The following is an 18,335-nucleotide window of genomic DNA, read 5'->3' as shown; positions in this document are numbered from 1 at the left end:
TTCTTTTGAATGGATAGCTTTTTTCGTTGCTCTTAGTGTGGTGAATATTCGGAGGTGAAAGTGCATTGTGAATATAACCAACTGGAACGAAGTCAATATTTGAGCCACATTTTGTGAGAGATTTTTTAAATCAAAACCAGTTCCGTGGTTCAAACAAGCATTAAAAACAAAAACGTTTTAATATTTGTCTGAGTCGCGGCTAAAAAGTTATTTGCTCTCAGTTAAATTTGCCACGTTAACAATTATGTTAAGCAGGTATTTGTTTTGACTTTATCTCCATTTTCATTTCAAAAGGCGTTAAATAATCAATACCGGAGTGAATCCGTTGACGATTGTAAAAGTGAAAGACATAGTCAAGTAAGCTAGCTTTTGCTGACTCAAAAGGGGATAGACTGGGCATTGATAAATGAGTTCTTTTTTTAAGTTGCATGAAAAAAAGAAATTAATCATTTTTTGATTAATTTCATTAGTTGAGAAATCCTGTTTAAGGAGGTTAGGTTGCTCCTGCATTGTCTCTTTTTTAATGGTAACTGGCCGCCATTTCTTGCGTGTAATGGATCGGATACCTAATTGTTTAATCGCTGAAGCCTTTTTGTACTAACTCTAGACTATCCAGACTCTCCAATAAATTCAACATATGCGGAACTGTACGTATGTTTGTGTGAGAGAAAGTGACCCTTATCATTTATTATAAATTTAATGCTCATTAATAACTCCTGTAACGGATATCGCGAACTTCCAGAACGTTCTGGAAAATCAGTTAATTGTAAGCGCTTGAATTGATTCATATAATAAAAGATGAAGAAAGGAGGTTAAACGTTATGAACGAGTTAAGTTCACGTCAATTAAAAATTTTAAAATATTTGATTAAAATTAAAAACACTACAGCGGAAAACTTGGCAGTGCAGTTAAATGTTTCTAGTAAAACAATTTATCAAGACTTGAAGACACTTGCAAATTTATTAAGTGAACATAAAATTAATCTGATAAAAAAACCGGGAATTGGCATTGAATTAGATGGAGATACTCAAAAGATCAAAAGCCTTTTATTAACTCTCAGCGAGAAAAGTGATGTTCCTAATAATGACAATCAAAGATTTATTTACATTTTAACAAGTTTAGTTGAAACAAATCATTATGTAACTATTGCTAATTTGTCGGCACAGCTTTTTATTAGCCCAAGAATAATAGAAAAAAATATTGATCAAATAGAAAAGTATATAAATTCGTTTGGAGTGAAGTTGGATCGTAAGTCAGGCAAGGGTATAAAAATTATTGCCGATGAAAAGCAAAGACGCAAATTAATTTTTAGATTGTTAAATAGGTTTTGGGGTGAACAGTGGTCAGTTAATCATGAGAATGAAATAGTTTATCATAATTTGACTGTTAATTCTCTGTTAGATAATGAAATTGTTTTACAGGTTTTGAAGATTGTCGAGCAATTTGTAGAACAGACAACTACACCATTAAATGATTATGAGTTTCAATCTCTTGTGGTTCATTTGGCAATTGCTATTCAACGAATCAAGTCGGGGAAAATGATTGATGGATTGCCAATAATGCAAGGAATGAATCAACAAAAATTACCTGCAGCCAAACGGTTAGCTGCAATGATTGAAAAACATTTTTGCATTCAGTTACCATTAGCGGAGGTTAAGTATTTGCAATTACACTTGATTGCTGCTGATTCAGGCGGAATCAATTTAAAAGATATTTCAAAGAATGATACAACTTATGCCGAATTGAAGTGGCTTTTAAAGAGTTCAGGCTATGATGGAAATTTATTACGTGGTCTTGCGGTACATCTTAAATCGGCCATTAAAAGACTACAATTTGGTGTTTCAATTGCAAATCCATTTACTCACCAAATTAAGCAAAATTATCCAGCTGCATTTGACCAAGGGCTTCAAATTGCTCAATTTTATGAAAAAAAAGAAAATATATCCTTAAATGATGATGAAGTGGCTTACTTAGCCTTACATCTTCAAGCATATCTTGAAAGATGTCATCAAGATGATGATCGACTAAGAGTCATAGTTGTATGTAGTACGGGGTTAGGTTCAGCCCAACTTTTAGCAGCTAAGATTAGATCTGAATTTCCAGAAGTGAAAATTCAGGGAATTTATTCATTAGCTGAATTACAAGAACAAGAATCTCAAGATGCGGATCTAATTATTAGTACTATTGAGATTCATAGCTCAAGTGTTCCAACAGTAACTGTTTCACCATTGTTTCAGTCGAATGATGTTAATTTTGTTAATCAGTCCCTCAAAGACATTAAACAAAGCCAACAAAGAAATTTTGATCCATCTCAAATTATAAGTTCTGATTTGATTTGGTGTCATCAGTCCTTTGATAATTGGAAAAACAGTCTTCGTTGGATAACACAACAGTTGATAAGGCAAAACGTTGCTAAACCGGGTATAACTGAAGCGGCTTTTTCAAGAGAGAATTTATCATTTACTAGTTTTGAAAATTATGCTACACCGCACGCTTCACCGGAATTAATTATTGAGCCTTCAATTGCTGTCTGTACCTTAGAACCAGCACTTAAATGGGGAAATCAAACAGTCTCGGTCATATTCTTTCTAGCAATTACTAAAAACTTTACTCCAAAGGAAGTTGAACTGATTTTTGATAAATTATACGGCATATTGAGTGATGAAAAACAATTAAGGAAATTAACTAGTTTTACTAATTCAAATAAATTGTTTCAATATTTAAAGGGGTTGATGAAGAAATGAGTATATCACAAGTAATAGAACCAGAATTAATCTCATACAATTTAGCAGCTGATAGTAAAAAGGATGTAATCAATAAATTAGCTGATATATATAAGCAGAATGGTATTATTCAGGAAAAAACAGCATACGTGAGTTCTGTTTTAAAACGAGAAAAAGATGGGACAACAGGAATTGGAGATGGAATTGCTATTCCGCATGGACAGTCAAAAACAGTAAAAAAATCTTCAGTTATAATTGCTAAATTAAATACTCCCATTGAGTGGCATTCTTTGGATGATAAACCTGTTAGCTATGTATTTTTATTAGCAATTCCTGCTGCAGGCGATCAAGAGCATTTGAAACTCCTTTCAGAATTAGCTGGATTGTTAATGGATGATGAAATTCGAAGACGGCTAGAAAAATCCAAGTCAAAAATTGAATTACTAAATATTTTTAAAGAAGGAGTCGATTAAAATGAAAAGAAAATTAATTGCAGTTACAGCCTGTGCTACGGGTGTTGCTCATACTTATATGGCGGAGAAGGCTTTAATCAAGTCCGCAAAAGAGATGGGAGTTTTGATGAAAGTTGAGACTCAGGGGGCCACAGGAATTGGAAATCGTTTAACAAGTAAGGATGTATCGATTGGTGAGGCAGTAATTTTTGCAACTGATACAAAGGTTCGTGATTCAGAAAGATTTGCTGCTAAAAAAGTTTTACAGGTGGGAGTGAGTGAACCAATAAAAAATGCTAAAGAAGTTATAAAAAAAGCTTTAGAGCTAGCTGATAAATAACCTTATAAGGATGTGATATTTATGAATGTAAAAAAGATAGGTAAAACTATAGAGCAAAACATTATGACAGGTATCTCTTATATGATACCAGTTGTAATTGCAGGCGCCGTTTTAATGGCAATTAGTCGAGTAGGAGCATCCTTCTATGGGATCTCAGATATTTGGGATGATAAGTGGGCCAATAACGCAAATTTAATAATTCAGTTTCTGCATACAGATGACGGTTGGGGAAGTATTGCTCTGGGGTTAATGTTTCCTATTATTTCAGCATTTATTGCGTATTCTGTTGCTGACAAAGGTGGAATTGCTCCCGGAATTATTGGTGGAACTTTGGTAGCTAACATGAATGCTGGTTTTTTAGGAGCATTAGCTTCCGGCCTGATTGCTGGATATGCTGTTAAATTAATGATTAAATATATCCATTTACCTAAATCAGCAGAGTCAGTTTTACCAGTGTTTATTGTTCCAGTTTTAGGTTCATTAATAACTCTGATACTAATTCAGTATGTAATTGGTGTGCCATTTGCAGATCTTAACACTGGTTTATCAGCTTGGTTAAAGGGAATGACTGGAACAAACCGGATTTTATTAGCAGCAATTGTAGGTGGTATGGTTGGATTTGACCTTGGAGGTCCGGTTAACAAAGCTGCAGTTACTACGGCTATGGCTCTTTTAACAAGTGGTGTATATGATCCTAATACAGCTGCACAGGTAGCAATCATTATTCCCCCGTTAGGGTTAGGGCTTGCAACAATAATTAGTAAGAAAAAATTTAATTCCGAGTTACAAGAAGCTGGTAATGCAGCTGTAGTTATGGGATTAATTGGAGTTAGTGAAGGTGCAATTCCGTTTGCTGTTGAATCACCATTGAAAGTAATTCCGGCTAATGTGATTGGGTCAGCAGTTGGAAGCTCTTTAGCTGTTGGACTAGGAGCCGTTAATCGTGCGCCAATTTCTGGCTTTTATGGTTGGTTAGCTGTGGAAAAATGGTGGATTTATATTTTCGCTATAGCAGTTGGAACTTTGATTGTAACCGGATTGACTTTGTTGTTCCGTAGAATCGTTGTGGTGGAGTCAAATGAACATTTGGAGGAAAACGATGAAACAATTGGAAACTATTTCTCAGAAGACGAGTGGGAAAGTTAATCAAACAAAAGTTTATTTGGTAAATCATACACATTGGGATCGGGAATGGTATTTTTCGCACCAAGATTCATTGGTACTTAGCGATTTACTATTCACGGATGTGATTGATGAGTTAGAGAAACATTCAGAAGTTTCATTTACTTTAGACGGACAATTGTCAATTTTAGATGACTATCTTACTTTATATCCGGAGAAAATTTCGACTATTCGAAAATTGGTTAATGAAAAAAGATTATTGATTGGTCCTTGGTTTACGCAGCCCGATGCGTTGCATACACAAGGAGAATCATTATTACGTAATGGAATTATTGGAAAATTGATGGCCAAAAAGTATGGGCCAGTTATGGATATTGGTTATTTACCAGATACTTTCGGCTTTAATTGTCAAATGCCACTTATTATTTCTGAATTGGGAATAAAAAGTTTTGTCTTTTGGCGTGGTATTGATCCAGCCAAAACCAAGAGTCTATATTTTAATTGGTATGGTTTAGCGAATGATCGTCATGTAACTGCAATTAACATGCCGCAAGGGTATGGAACCGGAATGTTGTTAGCTCCCAATAAAGGTTATGTTGCGAAAAAGCTTGATCCGGCTGTTGACTTTATTAAAAAATTCTTACCGGATAATTTTTCAAAAGTCTTGATACCAACAGGAAATGACCAAATGGCAATTATTCATGATTTTTCTAAAAAAATAACTCAAATCAATCAAATTGGTAAATATGAATATCAGACAAGTAGTTTTTCACAATTTGTAGATCAAGTAAAAAAGTGTGATTTACCGGACTATTCTGGCGAATTGCTAGATCCTGTTTTTTCTCGAATTCATCGAACTTGTGGTTCAAGTCGAATGCCACTGAAATTAGCAATTTTAAGACTTGAAAATAAATTACTTTATCAAGTAGAACCACTTTTTGTAGTTGGTCAAACTTGTGGGATTAATTTAAGTAATAACTTGTTGATTGAGGCTTGGAAAAAGGTTTTAGAGAGTCAAGCCCATGATAGTCTAGCTGGTAGTATTAATGATGAAGTGGCTGAAGACATTCAACACCGAATCAAAGAAGGCAATGAATTGGCTGATGGTATTATTAATACAATTCAACGACTTTTAGCATTGAAATTGCATTTGAAATCAAATCAGGTTTTGCTGATTAATCCAGCGTTAAAAGAAAATGAAGGATATCATAAGATAAAAGTCTTTACATCGGATCAATATGTTGAGTTTGAGAATACTAATGAAACCGTTTTATTAAAGCAAAAATATATAAAATCACGCTCAGATATTCTCCTACAAAGTAGTGATGGAAATCACTATGTTACTGAACCAGGATACTTCTGCAGTGAGTATTTGATAAAGAAAATTTTACCCCCATTGAGTTATCAAATATTGAATTTTCATGAAGCCAAACAAGTAGATAAGCTTTCGATTACAAATACTTCAAGTGAAAACGCAATTTCTAGTAATAATATAACATTGAAATTTGAAGATGAAACAGTTTCTTTAGTAATTGGTAACTACACAATAACTGATTTTCTTTACTTAGAAGATCAAGAAAATGATGGTGATACTTATGACTATTCACCGTTAGCTAACAGTAAAGTTTTGAAATTACATTTTAATCAGGCAAATGTAACAAAAACTAAACATGGTTTGCAGCAAATGGAACTTTTGGGTGATGCAATATTGGCATATGATTTGGAACAGCCAAAGAAGAAGAAGACTGGCAAATTAGCTTATCAATTAATAATTACGCTCGATGCTCAGGAAAATATTACTCTGAAAGTTAAAGTTAATAATCAAATAAAAGACCACCGTCTGAGGTTGGTTGTTAAAACTGGTATTAATAATAATTTGGCAGTTAGCTCAGTTCCGTATGGTTTTAATAAACATGTACCTCAAAAAGAAAAAAATTGGCAAAATAAATATAGTGAAAAACCAGTTAATGTTTGGCCGCTAGACAATAATGTTTCTTTATCTGATGAAAGTAAAACATTTACTGTATATTCGACTGATGTTAAAGAATTTGAACAAGATGAGCAAAAATTGAAATTTACATTACTAGCAACTACTAGTCAGCTTGGCAAACCCAACCTTCTAAATCGACCAGGCAGAGCTTCAGGAGATACAACAAATGTGGGTCATCCATTAATTCCAACTCCACAAGCTGAATATCTCGGTAAACATGAATATAATTTTGATATTCGAATTTATAAGTGTTTTGATTCGAAAAAAATTGCAAATCAGAGCTACTTATTGAAAAGCTCAGCTTTAGCTTATCAATTGCAGGATTTAAACTTGTTTGCTAATCGTTTAGACAATAAATTGCAGGATGATTTACTACCTCAAACTGATCTTCCAAAGGAATTAAGCTTATTTAATGAAAAAACTGATTTATGTGTTAGCGCCTGTTATCCAGATTATTTTGATGCTGATGCAATGATCGTTAGGTTATTTAACCCGACCAAGAAAAAGATAGCTTATAGAATTCCAAATAATGCAGAAGTTGTCAATGCTTGTGATCAAAGTCAAGACTATTCAGGAAGTGTAGAAAGTTTTGACTTGATAAGCTTGAAGATAAAAAAATGAATTTAATTTATTAAAAATAGGGTGATTGTTTTCTAAGTGAGAATAATGTCCTATTTTTTTGAAGGAGAAAAGATGCAAAATATTTTGATTGGTTTGTTTCCGGGAATTATATGGGGAATTGCACCATTACTGCTGCATTTTATTCCAGTTAATTCATTAAAGCAACTGTCAGGAACTACACTGGGTATTTGCTTAATCTCATTATTGATTTTCTTTTTTAAAGGGACAAAAATAGAAATTGGGAATTTTTTTATTTTCTTTTTTTCTGGAGCAGCATGGAGCATTGGACAATATGGACAGTATGTCGGATATTCAAATTTAGGTGTTAGTAAAGTTTTTCTGATTTCCACTAGTTTGCAAATTATCGGAAATTCTTTAATTGGTGGGATACTTTTCAATGAGTGGTCGGATAATAGCTTGTTGATCAAAGGATTGATCGGAATTGTAGTGATTTTAATTGGGGTTATTTTTAGTAAAGACAGGAAGCAAAGTGATAAAAATAGTAATAACAATTATTATTATTTGGTTTTAGTGTTTACAACAATTGGGTATTGGCTATATTCTGCACTACCTAAAATAGTAACTTCTAATAATGCTAATCTTAGCACATTTTTATTGCCACAAGCTTTAGGTATGGTTGTTGCAGCGGGAATTTTGGCATTGTTATTTGATCAAGGATCAACAACTAATTTGTCAATATCAGTTTGTAATCTGATAGTAGGTTGTTTGTTTGGAATTGCTGCTTTTGCATATCTACTGTCTATTTCGCTCAATGGCATGGTTAATGCTTTTTTAATGTCTCAATGCAATATTGTAATTGCAACTCTTTTGGGTGTCTATGTTTTAAAGGAGAGAAAGGGCACCAGAAAGTTTTCGCTTTGGGGGGGATTATTTTTAATAATTTTAGGGGCAACCATTATTATAGTTTAACAACTAACAAATTGAAATAAGGAGGTCTTTCTTAGCAATGAGTGAACCATTATTTTTAAAACCGGTATTTCATGAAAAGTTGTGGGGTGGGCGGTTATTGGAAAAGGACTTTGGCTATCAATTGCCAGCGGGCAAGATTGGTGAGTGTTGGTCGATTTCTGGGCATCCTCATGGCACGAATGTTATTGAAAATGGTCAATATCAAGGTCAGCTTCTTTCTAAGGTTTATGAAAATCATCCAGAACTATTTGGTAATCCGGTATCAAAGGTGTTCCCATTATTGGTCAAGTTTTTGGATGCAGAAGCTAGTTTGTCAGTTCAAGTTCATCCAGATAATGCATACGCTGCTGAACATGAAGGTGAGTTAGGTAAAACGGAATGCTGGTATGTTTTACATGCTGAACCAGGAGCTTATCTAATTTACGGGCATCACGCTAAGACACAAGCTGAATTACGCCAAATGATTGAAGCAGGGGACTGGGAACATCTTTTAAGAAAAAAGTACGTTAAGACCGGTGATTTTGTTTATGTTCCAAGTGGGACAATCCATGCTTTGAATAAAGGAATTGAAGTTATTGAAACGCAACAAAGCTCAGATACGACTTATCGCTTGTATGATTATGACCGAGTGGAAGAAAAGACTGGTAAAAAGCGTGAATTGCATTTGCAGCAATCGATTGATGTAACGGATGTTCCATTTAAGGAGCCGGTTTTAAATATTCGGACTAAAAAGATTGGATCGGCAACCATCACAACTTTGGTTAAACCGCCAATTTCACCATATTTTTCAGTTTATAAGTGGGATGTCCAAGATGAATTGAAAATGAAGCGCGGTGACAAATTATACATTTTAGCATCAGTTATCGCCGGTAGCGGTAGGCTTGAGGTTGATGGTAAGGTCTATGATATCAAAAAAGGTACTAACTTTATTTTGCCAAACGACGTGACTGAGTGGAAATTAGTTGGGAAGTTGAGCTTGGTAGTTTCTAATCCAGAATGAAGAGATGAGATAAGGCTTAATTAAAATTAAAAAAATCAAAATAAGCGATCCATGCATGAGAGCCTAGGATTATTACATGATTCTAGGCTTTTTTGTATAAACTGTTATTTCAGTTGTTGATTAGGATTTTACTGTGGCTAATTGGAATATAACAATTAGTGTCTCTGCCGAACTATATTGGTGGAGACAAGAAACTCTCTAAAAAGTATGAAATCATTGATGTTAGGTGTGAAACATTAAAACACCCGCTAATAATTTATGTATTAGGGGGTGTTTTGTTTTTGAAAACAGTAGCTTGTAACTAAGTTCAGTTCTTTTTATGTTTAAAATAGGTAACTCCAGTGCTGATCCAAGCTACCAGACTAACAATTAGAAAAAGTAACAAAAATGAAGAACCAGTGTTAACATTTGTTCCATTAGCATTATTAGTTAACTCAAGCCATGCATTGGTAGTGTTTCCACCAGCTAGATAAACATACAAACTTAAAATTGAAAAAATAATTGCCACGACTAATGAAGAAGAGTAGGACTTTATTTTTGACATGTTAATTTCCACCTTTGGATAAATTCATTCTGAATATAATGATTTAATTATATTCTTTTTATAATAACTGACTAGTTGTCATAAATCAAATGGCCTAACCTCTTTTAAAGCAATCTTCACTTTACCAAGCAACATGTTTTCCAGGCTGCATTTAGGAATTCAATTACCATGCATTATTGTTCCTTAGTGTCCAAAAGCTGATGGGGATGAGTATTCTGACTGTTAGTTATTTTTTTGAAACGGCGATTAAGTTCTGCCTGATTGGGCTAACTATAGAATGGATCCTTAACCTCAAAATGTAAATAAACACTGCTAGAATTGAAAATGGATTGATGAATGTTTCGACTAAAGTATTGTCTGAGATTGCTCAAGCAACTAATCAACAGTTAACAATTCAATTTAGCCCTGTTCTTTAGGAAAATTGCCAATAGTAAAAAAATAAAGATATCTCTAATATCTACATTATAGATATTAGAGGCTACTTTAATAATATTTATGAGGGGTTATTTAGCTTATAGATTCTAAATTTATAAACTTTTTACATGTACATGAGTTTCATGTATACTGAACTTAAAAGTAATTAAAGAACTAATTATGATAAAACGTTTTGCAGACAAGGAAACTCAAAAAGTATATCATCAGGAATTTTCTAAAAAGTTACCCCAGTCAATTCAAAGGGTTGCTTTGCGTAAATTGATTATGTTAGACAATGCAGACAATCTCAATGACTTAAGAATTCCCCCCTGCTAATCATTTGGAACAATTGGTGGGGAATCGTGAAGGTCAATACAGTATTAAAATTAATGCACAATATCGTCTTTGTTTTTCAATTGAGAATCAAAATGATTTTGTTAATGTAGAAATAGTTGATTATCATCATTGAGAGAGGTGAATGTTATGAACAAAATTCCAGTACCTAAAATTGGTGAGATCTTGAAAGAAGAGTTTATGATTCCATTAGATATCTCAGCCTATGCATTAGCCAAAAATATTAACGTTCCAACCTCCAGAATACAAGATATTTTACATGATCGCAGGCAAATTACAGTCAATACTTCGGTTAGATTGGGAAGATTCTTCGGAGTATCCGATCGATATTTTTTAAATTTACAAAATGATATCGATTTGCGTAAAGCGGAAGAAAAAAGTGGAGAAGAATATTCCCAGATCCAACCATATCAGTTTAATTAGTAATTAAAAATTATAGTAGAAAATAATCCGTAGTTAATTCTATGGATTATTTTTTTATGATTCATTAAAACAAATCACCAGTTTGTAAAGCCTTTTAGTCAATTTTAAAAAATAGTTTTTAAGAATTCTCGAGTAATAAATATCTAAATGTTAACTTTATACTGTCTAATGATAAAAATATACGATGATTATCAAACTATATCGGCAAAAATTATTATTTTATTCGTTTTTTGTATTGACTTATATTCAGTATCATAATATGATTATACCCGTATTACGAATGGAGTTGTTAAATAATGCGAAAAAGTTCGGCTTTTTGGCTAATTTTGCCGGCACTTTTAGGTGTTTTGTTATTTGTTTTTTATCCTTTGTTCCAAATAGCTCTTCCAACTTTTCACAGTGGCTCAGCAAATATCTTTTCACTGTATGAAAAATTTTTAAGTGAAAATTACAATTTGCAGGTGATTGGCAGAACGATATTAATTGCCATTATTACCACCATTATAACGTTGGTTTTAAGCTTCCCAGCTGCTTTATGGATTGCTCGACAAAAGAAGTTTTTAAAAAGTTTGTTATCTTTATTGATACTTTTTCCAATGTTAACTAATGCAGTTGTCAGGAACTTTGCTTGGATTATCATTTTGGGCAAGGATGGTGTCATTAACGAAATATTGTTGAGTTTACATATTATATCAAGTCCATTGAATATCCTTTACACCAACACTTCTATAATTATTGGTTCAATTTATCTCTTTTTGCCAATTATGATTATGTCATTGATCGGGAGTGTTTCCGAGCTAAATCTTGAGGTAGAAGAAGCAGCTGCAGTTTTAGGAGCTAGACCACTGGTAAGTTTAATCAAAATAATTATTCCACAGTTAACTACCGGGATATTAACAGGATGTATTTTAGTCTTTGCCGGAACGATGACAGCCTATACGACACCACAAATTTTGGGCGGTAATCGTCATTTGGTAATGTCAACCTTGATTTACCAACAAGCAATGACACTTGGAAATTGGACAAATGCTAGTGTGATAGCGATTATTTTGATCATTATTTCAGCATTGACGATGTTGCTAATGGGGAGAGTGATGAAAAAGATTGATCGGAGGGCTATAAATGCTTGACAGCCAGAATAAAACGTTGAGAGTTATCTCAATTCTAATATTATTTTTGATCATGTTACCGTTAGTTTTAGTAATAGTGACTTCTTTTGGAAATCAAGCCTCCATTTCGCTTCCTATTCATGGATTTACATTTGAATGGTATAAAAATGTTTTTGCGCAACCGGATTTTATTGCTGGATTTAAAATGAGTCTCTTAGTTGCACTGATTGCTAGTTTGGCAGCCTTAGTGGTTGGGATACCTGCAGTATATGCCTTGACTAGATTTAAGTTACGTCACAGTTCATGGCTGCAATCATTTTTCTTGAGTCCAGCTTTGATTCCAGAAATAGTCATTGGATTTTCACTTTATCAGACAGCTGTAATAACAATGAAACTTCCTTTGCTGTTAAGCTTGATTATTGGTCATTTCTTGTTATGTGTTCCATATGTTATCAGGTTAATAACTGCTAGTATGCTTTTATTAGACCCTCATATTGAAGAAGCTGCTTGGATCTGTGGTAGTTCACCCAAAAAAACTTTTTTTGTGATTGTCTTGCCTAATATTAAGACAAGTATTATCGCGGCATTTATGATGTGTTTTATAAATTCCTTTAACAATATTCCAATTTCGCTGTTTTTAAATGGACCGGAATTGAACATGTTACCAACAGCAATTTTAAATTATTTGCAGAACAACTATGATCCAACTGTTTCTGCTATTTCAGTAATGTTGATGATTTTTACGGCATTAATAATGTTCGTGGTTGAAAAAGTTTTGGGAATTAATGAACTTACAAGATAAGGTGTGAAAAATGGCAAATTTAAAAGTAGAAAATTTAGCAAAGTCATATGATGGTAAAACTAATATTTTAGAAAATGTTTCTTTTGATGTGGCTGATGGAGAATTCGTTTCAATTCTTGGCCCAAGTGGCTGTGGCAAAACAACCACGTTGCGAATTATCGCGGGCCTTTTGGAACAAACTGGCGGAAAGATACTTGTTGATGGAGAAGATATCAACAAGGTTCCGGTTTACAAGCGTTCTTTTGGGATGGTTTTTCAGAGTTACGCTTTATTTCCACATATGACCGTTTTTGATAACGTAGCATTCGGTTTGAAAATGAGAAAGACCACCAGTTCAGAAGCCAAGAAAAGAGTTACTGAAATTTTGAAAACTACTGGACTGAACGACTTGGCAGATAGATATCCCGCTGAACTATCTGGTGGTCAGCAGCAACGAGTATCATTAGCTCGCGGATTAGTGATTCAACCACGTATTTTATTAATGGATGAGCCATTAAGTAATCTTGATGCAAAATTAAGAATTCAAATGCGCGAAGAAATTCGAAATCTGCAGCAAAAGTTTAAAATAACTGTTTTGTTTGTTACACATGACCAAGAAGAATGCTTTGCAATCTCTGATAAGGTGTTGGTAATGAAAAATGGCAGGGTTGAACAATTTGATACACCGCAAAAGATTTATCATCAACCAGCGACTAAGTATGTAGCCCAATTTATTGGTTATGAGAATTTTATTGAAGTTGACGAAAAATTGGCAAATAATCGCTTCAAAACAAAGAACTTTGAATTTACAACATCTGAGAAAAGCACTGAAACCAACTTTTTGACAATTCGTCCAGAAAATATCAGCTTAATCGCTGATGATCAGACTGGTAACCAGAACGAATTACCAGGAAAGATAATATCTGCAGAATACTTGGGAAGAGATTATCGTTATCAAATAAAAACCGATTTGGGGGTGTTTAGGGTTGATGAAGTTAGCAAGTTTCAGCGAGGCTTTGGGGAAAAAGTCTTATTAAGTTTTCCAGATAAATATTTATTGCCATTAAAAAATTAAGGGAGTGTTTTTTTTGAAATTGAAAAAATCTTTTGCGTTATTATTAATGGGTGCGGCACTAACGGGAATTGTTGGTTCAACTACTTCAAGTGCAGATGCATCAAGTAATTTAACTGTCTCGACTTTTGGAATGTCAACTAAACAGATGCAAAAGGATGTCTTGAATCCATTTGCTAAGGCCTTTGGAGTAAAAGTTAAGACACAATTTGGCGACAGTTCAACGCGTTTAACACAAATTGAGCATAATACAAATAGTGGGGTTGATGTAGTTGAATTAGCACAGAACAACGCAATGACCGGTCAACAAAAAAAGCTATTTAAGAAGATCGATACATCAAAAATTAAGAATTACAAATATTTATCAACTGCTCAGAAAAAAATAGTTAAGCAAACCAATAGCGTTCCTTATACTATCAATAGTGTTGGAATTATTTATAATCCCAAGAAAGTAAAAATCAATAGTTGGAATGACTTATGGTCTAAAAAACTAAGAAATAAAATTGCAATTCCTGATATTACAACGACATTTGGTCCTGCAATGCTCTATATTGCTGGCGATCACGCGGGCAAATCAGTAACCAGTGATAATGCTAGTGCGGCCTTCAAAGCAATCAAAGAACTTAAGCCGAATGTAGTTAAAACATATACCCAATCTTCAGATCTGACTAATATGTTCAAAACCGGAGAGATTGATGCTGCAGTTGTAGGGGATTATTCAGTTGCGATGATCAAAGAGTCAAATCCAAATGTTAAATATTTGGTACCGAAATCCGGAACATATGCAAATTATGATACTGTTTCAATTTTGAAAAACAGCAAGAATTCGGCAGCTGCCTATAAATATATTAACTACCGTTTAAGTGCTAAGTTACAAAAGAAAGTTGCTAGTGCAAAATCCTTGAATAATGCTCCAGTAAATTCTTCGGTAAAACTCTCAGCTGAAGATGCTAAGAATAAAACTTATGGAAGCATTGCCAAAAGAGCAAAAACAATTGATTTTTCATATGTAAATAGTCATTTATCAAAATGGATCGCAAAATGGAACAATATCATGAATAATTAGTATTATATACAAAAGAGTTGGGAAAATTTCCAACTCTTTATTTTGAAAGGAAACAAGTTTAAATGACAAAAGTAGATTTATTAATTAAAAATGGTAAAGTTTTCAATAGCTATTTGCGTAAGTTTATTGCAGCGGATATAGCAATTAAAGCTGGTAAATTTTACTGGGTAGCTCAGGATATAAAATCAGTTGAACCAAAAAAGGTTCTAAATTTGCACGGAAAATATATCGCACCTGGGTTGGTTGATTCTCATATGCATATTGAAAGTTCAATGACCACGCCAGCCATTATGGGACAAAACTGTGCTAAGTATGGTACAACGACAATTATTGCTGATGATCACGAAATTGCTAACGTTGCTGGCATTGAGGGCTTGAAAAGATTTATGTCCCAGAAATCATTAACCGACATTTTCTTTGCAATTCCTTCGTCAGTGCCTTCAACTACACCTGAATTGGAAACAACTGGCGGATTAATTGCTGAAAAGGAGACAACTGAATTACTAAAAGATCCTCAAATTGTTTGTTTGGGCGAAGCAATGAATTTTAAGGGAATTACTTCGGATGATGATTCGTTAATCAAACGATTAATCAAAATATGTCGAAAAGAGCGACCGACGATGCCCTTAGAAGGACATTGTCCCAAATATTCTGGTGAAGATTTAGCTAAGTTTATCTATGCTGGCATTACTTCGGATCATACTCAGCAAACACCGGAATCGATCCTCGAAAAAGTCAGCAATGGCATGTTCGTTCAGTTACAAAAAAAATCGCTGACCAAGGAAGTTATTAGTGCGGTTATTGATCATAACTTGTTTGAGCATGTCGCGATAGTTACAGATGATATTATGCCAGATGATCTTTTGCAAGGACATTTGAATTTACTTGTTAAAAGAGCAATTCAGCTGGGAATGAAGCCTGAGGACGCAATTTATATTTCTTCATTTACTCCTGCTAGAAGAATGGGGTTATGGGATCGGGGATCAATTGCACCGGGAAGAGTTGCTGACTTTATTATTATCAATGATCTACAGAATTTTGAGATTCAAAATGTTTATAAAAATGGAGTTTTGGTTGATCCAGAAGAAAAACTAATTCCAGAATTTGACTTTGGACCAGAATTACTTCATTCAATTAAAGCTGATAAGCTAACGGTAAATGATATTGAGTTGAAAACTAACCTAGTGGCCAACGGTGAAGTAGTTGCTAATGTTATTCAAATCAGTAAAGTAGGGACTTTCACTAAAAGAGTTCAGCGGAAAATAACGGTTCAAGATCATCGTGTGCTTTGGCATGAGTCGGGATTAGCACTCTTGTTTATTCAAGAAAGATATGGAAAAACTAATGGTGAGTTGTCATATGGTTTAGTTGAAGGAGCACTTTCAGGCAAAGGAGCAATTGGTGCTACTTGGGCACATGATCACCATAATTTAATGGTGATCGGTACCGATTTGACCTCAATGATCTTAGTCCAAAATCAGTTAGTCAAACAACAAGGCGGCTATATTGCAGCAATTGAGAATAAAATAACTGCGAATGCTCCTTTGCCAGTTGGTGGGGTCGTTAGTCAGGCACCAATTAGTCTGTTAGGAAAGCAGATAAAGCAAGTTAGGTCAGCGATGAACCAGCTTGGATATTTCAATACTAATGAAATCATGTCATTTTCAACCCTTTCATTATTAGTTTCTCAGGAGATAAAGATGTCTGATAAAGGGATGTTTGATGTCAAGACGCAAAATAAAATACCTCTTTTTAGTAAGGATGAGACAAATGAGTGAACAAAAGATACCGGTTATTATTGACACTGATCCTGGAATTGATGATGCAGCAGCATTAGCGATCGCACTCAATTCCCAACAATTAGACGTTAAATTAATTAGTGCGGCTGCTGGAAATGTGGGTATCACAAGAACACTTGAAAATGTGCTGCGACTGTTGACGTTTTTTGACAAAAAGATATTGGTAGCCCAAGGTGCGCAGAGTCCAATATTAAGAAATTTAGAAACAGCCGTGGATATTCATGGCAAAAATGGACTTGGTAATTATCAATTACCAGCTCCAAGTTCTTCCTTATTAGTTAAAGAAAGTGCAGTTGAAAAAATTCATCAAATTTTAACTGAAAGTCAAGTAAAGGTAACATTAATCGGAATTGCCCCACTAACAAATTACGCACTTTTATTAAAAACTTATCCAAGCGACATTAGTAAAATTAAGGAATTTATTTTAATGGGTGGGGCTTGGGGCAGAGGAAACTTTAATGTTTTGACAGAGTTTAATTTTGGAGTTGACCCGGAAGCCGCAAAAATTGTCATCGAAAGTGGCGTGCCAGTCAAGATTGCTCCGCTAGAGGCTGGCCGAGCAGCTTTGATCAAACCAGAAATTAGCAATCAAATTAAGCAGTTCGGCAAAGTTGGTAGAATGTTTTTTGATTTATTCAAAACATACCGCGGTGGTAGCTTTGCTACGGGTTTGAAAATTTATGATGCGTTGGCCATTGGAATTTTGTTAGCCCCAGAAATATTTGAATTTCGAACTGTCAAAGTAAAAATTGAAACATCAGGGACCTATACTGCTGGTGCATCATTGTTTGATCTGAAAGGCTATCTACCAAGTAATTCAACTACAGCAGAGGTTATTGAAAAAGTCGATGAAAAGCGTTTTAGTGAGTGGTTTTTAACTGAAATGAGCTATTGGAAAAACCTTTAGTTGTTTTGAACTGTCAAATTAAGTTTAAAAAAACAAATAAGATATACGTAGAGTAAGATTGCAACGAATCTATATCATGTTTAGTATATTCTTCGCAATTTTTTTACTAATAAGTCCAAACTTGTATTTAACTATATCCCTAGCCTATATTTGATTTAAGCAGTAATATTATTTGCCTGAATGATTCATAATTCAATAGAGTCGCTAGTCTTCGGATTTTCGAAAACTGGTGGTGGAGTTAGTATAAAACTTGAGACAGCTTTTGCGAGAGCGTAAAATTATTTTTTAATTAAGAAGGGATTGTTTCATAATGGTAAAACGCTATCCTGCCGAATTCAAGCAAAATATTATTGATTTATATCAGCACAAGGTTAAGTCAACTCTTGAATTAGCTAAAGAATATGGTGTTGGTTATTCCACTATTTTAAAATGGGGCTCTGGCAGTCAAAAATCGCCTGTTAACGGCTTAACTGCTGATGAAGCTAAGGCTCAGTCCAAGCGAATTAAACGATTGGAAGAGGAGAACTTGATTCTAAAAAAGCGCTGGGGCTGCTGGCAAAAGATTGATCTATCCATTGATTAAACAAGAATGTGATTTTGGAAACCATACTATTTCGATGATGTGCCAAGTATTATCTGTCAGCCGTCCCGACTATTACCGTTGGTTACATCACGAGCCAACCAAACG

17 protein-coding genes and 2 pseudogenes are annotated in these 18,335 nt (G+C 34.1%); 17 read left to right on the top strand and 2 right to left on the bottom strand.

Translation table 11 applies throughout. The features are described 5' to 3' along the window. Positions 1–247 precede the first annotated feature (247 nt). A complete protein-coding gene (locus tag G6O73_RS13055; protein ID WP_148126591.1) occupies positions 248–430 on the bottom strand; it encodes an IS3 family transposase in 183 nt (60 codons plus the stop codon). Positions 431–821: 391 nt separating this feature from the next. On the opposite strand from G6O73_RS13055, the gene G6O73_RS05160 reads away from it, so the two are divergent. From G6O73_RS05160 to manA, 7 genes are all read left to right on the top strand, one after another. Beyond that, positions 822–2,744, top strand: a complete 1,923-nt coding sequence (locus G6O73_RS05160) for a BglG family transcription antiterminator (RefSeq protein ID WP_057886690.1) — start codon at positions 822–824, stop codon at positions 2,742–2,744. After that, positions 2,741–3,196: a PTS sugar transporter subunit IIA gene (locus G6O73_RS05155; RefSeq protein ID WP_057886689.1), complete on the top strand. Its 456-nt coding sequence runs from the start codon at positions 2,741–2,743 to the stop codon at positions 3,194–3,196. Before G6O73_RS05160 ends, G6O73_RS05155 begins: the two co-directional genes overlap by 4 nt. 1 nt (position 3,197) lies before the next feature. Further along, the gene (locus G6O73_RS05150) at positions 3,198–3,515 is read left to right on the top strand and encodes a PTS fructose transporter subunit IIB (protein ID WP_057886688.1); all 318 of its coding nucleotides are present in this window, start codon (positions 3,198–3,200) and stop codon (positions 3,513–3,515) included. A 21-nt stretch (positions 3,516–3,536) separates the two neighbouring features. Beyond that, positions 3,537–4,661: a PTS fructose transporter subunit IIC gene (locus tag G6O73_RS05145; protein WP_057886687.1), complete on the top strand. Its 1,125-nt coding sequence runs from the start codon at positions 3,537–3,539 to the stop codon at positions 4,659–4,661. Next, the gene (locus tag G6O73_RS05140) at positions 4,615–7,248 is read left to right on the top strand and encodes a glycoside hydrolase family 38 N-terminal domain-containing protein (protein ID WP_057886686.1); all 2,634 of its coding nucleotides are present in this window, start codon (positions 4,615–4,617) and stop codon (positions 7,246–7,248) included. The genes G6O73_RS05145 and G6O73_RS05140 overlap by 47 nt, the downstream gene beginning before the upstream one ends. A gap of 72 nt (positions 7,249–7,320) precedes the next feature. Then, positions 7,321–8,178 (top strand): GRP family sugar transporter, encoded by an 858-nt coding sequence (locus tag G6O73_RS05135; RefSeq protein ID WP_057886685.1) that lies wholly within the window; start codon positions 7,321–7,323, stop codon positions 8,176–8,178. A 37-nt stretch (positions 8,179–8,215) separates the two neighbouring features. After that, a complete protein-coding gene (manA, locus tag G6O73_RS05130) occupies positions 8,216–9,178 on the top strand; it encodes a mannose-6-phosphate isomerase, class I (RefSeq protein ID WP_057886684.1) in 963 nt (320 codons plus the stop codon). A gap of 307 nt (positions 9,179–9,485) precedes the next feature. Here manA and G6O73_RS05125 read toward each other — a convergent pair whose 3' ends face one another. After that, the gene (locus G6O73_RS05125) at positions 9,486–9,722 is read right to left on the bottom strand and encodes a hypothetical protein (protein WP_057886683.1); all 237 of its coding nucleotides are present in this window, start codon (positions 9,720–9,722) and stop codon (positions 9,486–9,488) included. Positions 9,723–10,033: 311 nt separating this feature from the next. Between G6O73_RS05125 and G6O73_RS12770 the strand changes: the two are divergent. From G6O73_RS12770 to G6O73_RS05080, 10 genes and pseudogenes are all read left to right on the top strand, one after another. Then, positions 10,034–10,138, top strand: a pseudogene (locus G6O73_RS12770) (transcriptional regulator); the annotation flags it as partial. A gap of 178 nt (positions 10,139–10,316) precedes the next feature. Then, positions 10,317–10,605, top strand: a pseudogene (locus tag G6O73_RS05120) (type II toxin-antitoxin system RelE/ParE family toxin). A gap of 14 nt (positions 10,606–10,619) precedes the next feature. Further along, positions 10,620–10,913: a HigA family addiction module antitoxin gene (locus G6O73_RS05115; RefSeq protein WP_057886682.1), complete on the top strand. Its 294-nt coding sequence runs from the start codon at positions 10,620–10,622 to the stop codon at positions 10,911–10,913. Between the two features lie 296 nt (positions 10,914–11,209). Next, complete coding sequence (locus G6O73_RS05110) at positions 11,210–12,043, top strand: ABC transporter permease (protein WP_057886681.1); 834 nt, start codon at positions 11,210–11,212, stop codon at positions 12,041–12,043. Further along, positions 12,036–12,824: an ABC transporter permease gene (locus G6O73_RS05105; RefSeq protein WP_057886680.1), complete on the top strand. Its 789-nt coding sequence runs from the start codon at positions 12,036–12,038 to the stop codon at positions 12,822–12,824. Before G6O73_RS05110 ends, G6O73_RS05105 begins: the two co-directional genes overlap by 8 nt. A 10-nt stretch (positions 12,825–12,834) precedes the next feature. Then, positions 12,835–13,878, top strand: coding sequence for an ABC transporter ATP-binding protein (locus tag G6O73_RS05100; RefSeq protein ID WP_057886679.1), 1,044 nt, complete (start codon positions 12,835–12,837; stop codon positions 13,876–13,878). A 46-nt stretch (positions 13,879–13,924) separates the two neighbouring features. Next, complete coding sequence (locus G6O73_RS05095) at positions 13,925–14,941, top strand: ABC transporter substrate-binding protein (protein ID WP_187327519.1); 1,017 nt, start codon at positions 13,925–13,927, stop codon at positions 14,939–14,941. A 62-nt stretch (positions 14,942–15,003) separates the two neighbouring features. Continuing rightward, positions 15,004–16,719 (top strand): adenine deaminase C-terminal domain-containing protein, encoded by a 1,716-nt coding sequence (locus G6O73_RS05090; protein ID WP_057886677.1) that lies wholly within the window; start codon positions 15,004–15,006, stop codon positions 16,717–16,719. Beyond that, on the top strand, positions 16,712–17,647 hold the full coding sequence (locus G6O73_RS05085) for a nucleoside hydrolase (protein WP_057886676.1): 936 nt from the start codon (positions 16,712–16,714) through the stop codon (positions 17,645–17,647). The genes G6O73_RS05090 and G6O73_RS05085 overlap by 8 nt, the downstream gene beginning before the upstream one ends. A gap of 310 nt (positions 17,648–17,957) precedes the next feature. Beyond that, a complete protein-coding gene (locus G6O73_RS05080; protein ID WP_057886675.1) occupies positions 17,958–18,230 on the top strand; it encodes an IS3 family transposase in 273 nt (90 codons plus the stop codon). Positions 18,231–18,335 lie beyond the last annotated feature (105 nt).

The organism is Liquorilactobacillus nagelii DSM 13675, assembly GCF_019444005.1.
GTDB classification, from domain to species: Bacteria; Bacillota; Bacilli; order Lactobacillales; family Lactobacillaceae; genus Liquorilactobacillus; species Liquorilactobacillus nagelii.
This window is presented reverse-complemented; position numbering and strand designations above follow the sequence as displayed.

What these genes read in the sequence shown, in the direction of transcription:
- G6O73_RS13055 (WP_148126591.1), bottom strand. Translation starts at nt 430, where the DNA reads ATGCAACTTAAAAAAAGAACTCATTTATCAATGCCCAGTCTATCCCCT.
- G6O73_RS05095 (WP_187327519.1), top strand. Translation starts at nt 13,925, where the DNA reads ATGGGTGCGGCACTAACGGGAATTGTTGGTTCAACTACTTCAAGTGCA.
- G6O73_RS05150 (WP_057886688.1), top strand. Translation starts at nt 3,198, where the DNA reads ATGAAAAGAAAATTAATTGCAGTTACAGCCTGTGCTACGGGTGTTGCT.
- G6O73_RS05125 (WP_057886683.1), bottom strand. Translation starts at nt 9,722, where the DNA reads ATGTCAAAAATAAAGTCCTACTCTTCTTCATTAGTCGTGGCAATTATT.
- manA (WP_057886684.1), top strand. Translation starts at nt 8,216, where the DNA reads ATGAGTGAACCATTATTTTTAAAACCGGTATTTCATGAAAAGTTGTGG.
- G6O73_RS05085 (WP_057886676.1), top strand. Translation starts at nt 16,712, where the DNA reads ATGAGTGAACAAAAGATACCGGTTATTATTGACACTGATCCTGGAATT.
- G6O73_RS05090 (WP_057886677.1), top strand. Translation starts at nt 15,004, where the DNA reads ATGACAAAAGTAGATTTATTAATTAAAAATGGTAAAGTTTTCAATAGC.
- G6O73_RS05160 (WP_057886690.1), top strand. Translation starts at nt 822, where the DNA reads ATGAACGAGTTAAGTTCACGTCAATTAAAAATTTTAAAATATTTGATT.
- G6O73_RS05115 (WP_057886682.1), top strand. Translation starts at nt 10,620, where the DNA reads ATGAACAAAATTCCAGTACCTAAAATTGGTGAGATCTTGAAAGAAGAG.
- G6O73_RS05110 (WP_057886681.1), top strand. Translation starts at nt 11,210, where the DNA reads ATGCGAAAAAGTTCGGCTTTTTGGCTAATTTTGCCGGCACTTTTAGGT.
- G6O73_RS05105 (WP_057886680.1), top strand. Translation starts at nt 12,036, where the DNA reads ATGCTTGACAGCCAGAATAAAACGTTGAGAGTTATCTCAATTCTAATA.
- G6O73_RS05145 (WP_057886687.1), top strand. Translation starts at nt 3,537, where the DNA reads ATGAATGTAAAAAAGATAGGTAAAACTATAGAGCAAAACATTATGACA.
- G6O73_RS05155 (WP_057886689.1), top strand. Translation starts at nt 2,741, where the DNA reads ATGAGTATATCACAAGTAATAGAACCAGAATTAATCTCATACAATTTA.
- G6O73_RS05140 (WP_057886686.1), top strand. Translation starts at nt 4,615, where the DNA reads ATGAAACAATTGGAAACTATTTCTCAGAAGACGAGTGGGAAAGTTAAT.
- G6O73_RS05135 (WP_057886685.1), top strand. Translation starts at nt 7,321, where the DNA reads ATGCAAAATATTTTGATTGGTTTGTTTCCGGGAATTATATGGGGAATT.
- G6O73_RS05100 (WP_057886679.1), top strand. Translation starts at nt 12,835, where the DNA reads ATGGCAAATTTAAAAGTAGAAAATTTAGCAAAGTCATATGATGGTAAA.
- G6O73_RS05080 (WP_057886675.1), top strand. Translation starts at nt 17,958, where the DNA reads ATGGTAAAACGCTATCCTGCCGAATTCAAGCAAAATATTATTGATTTA.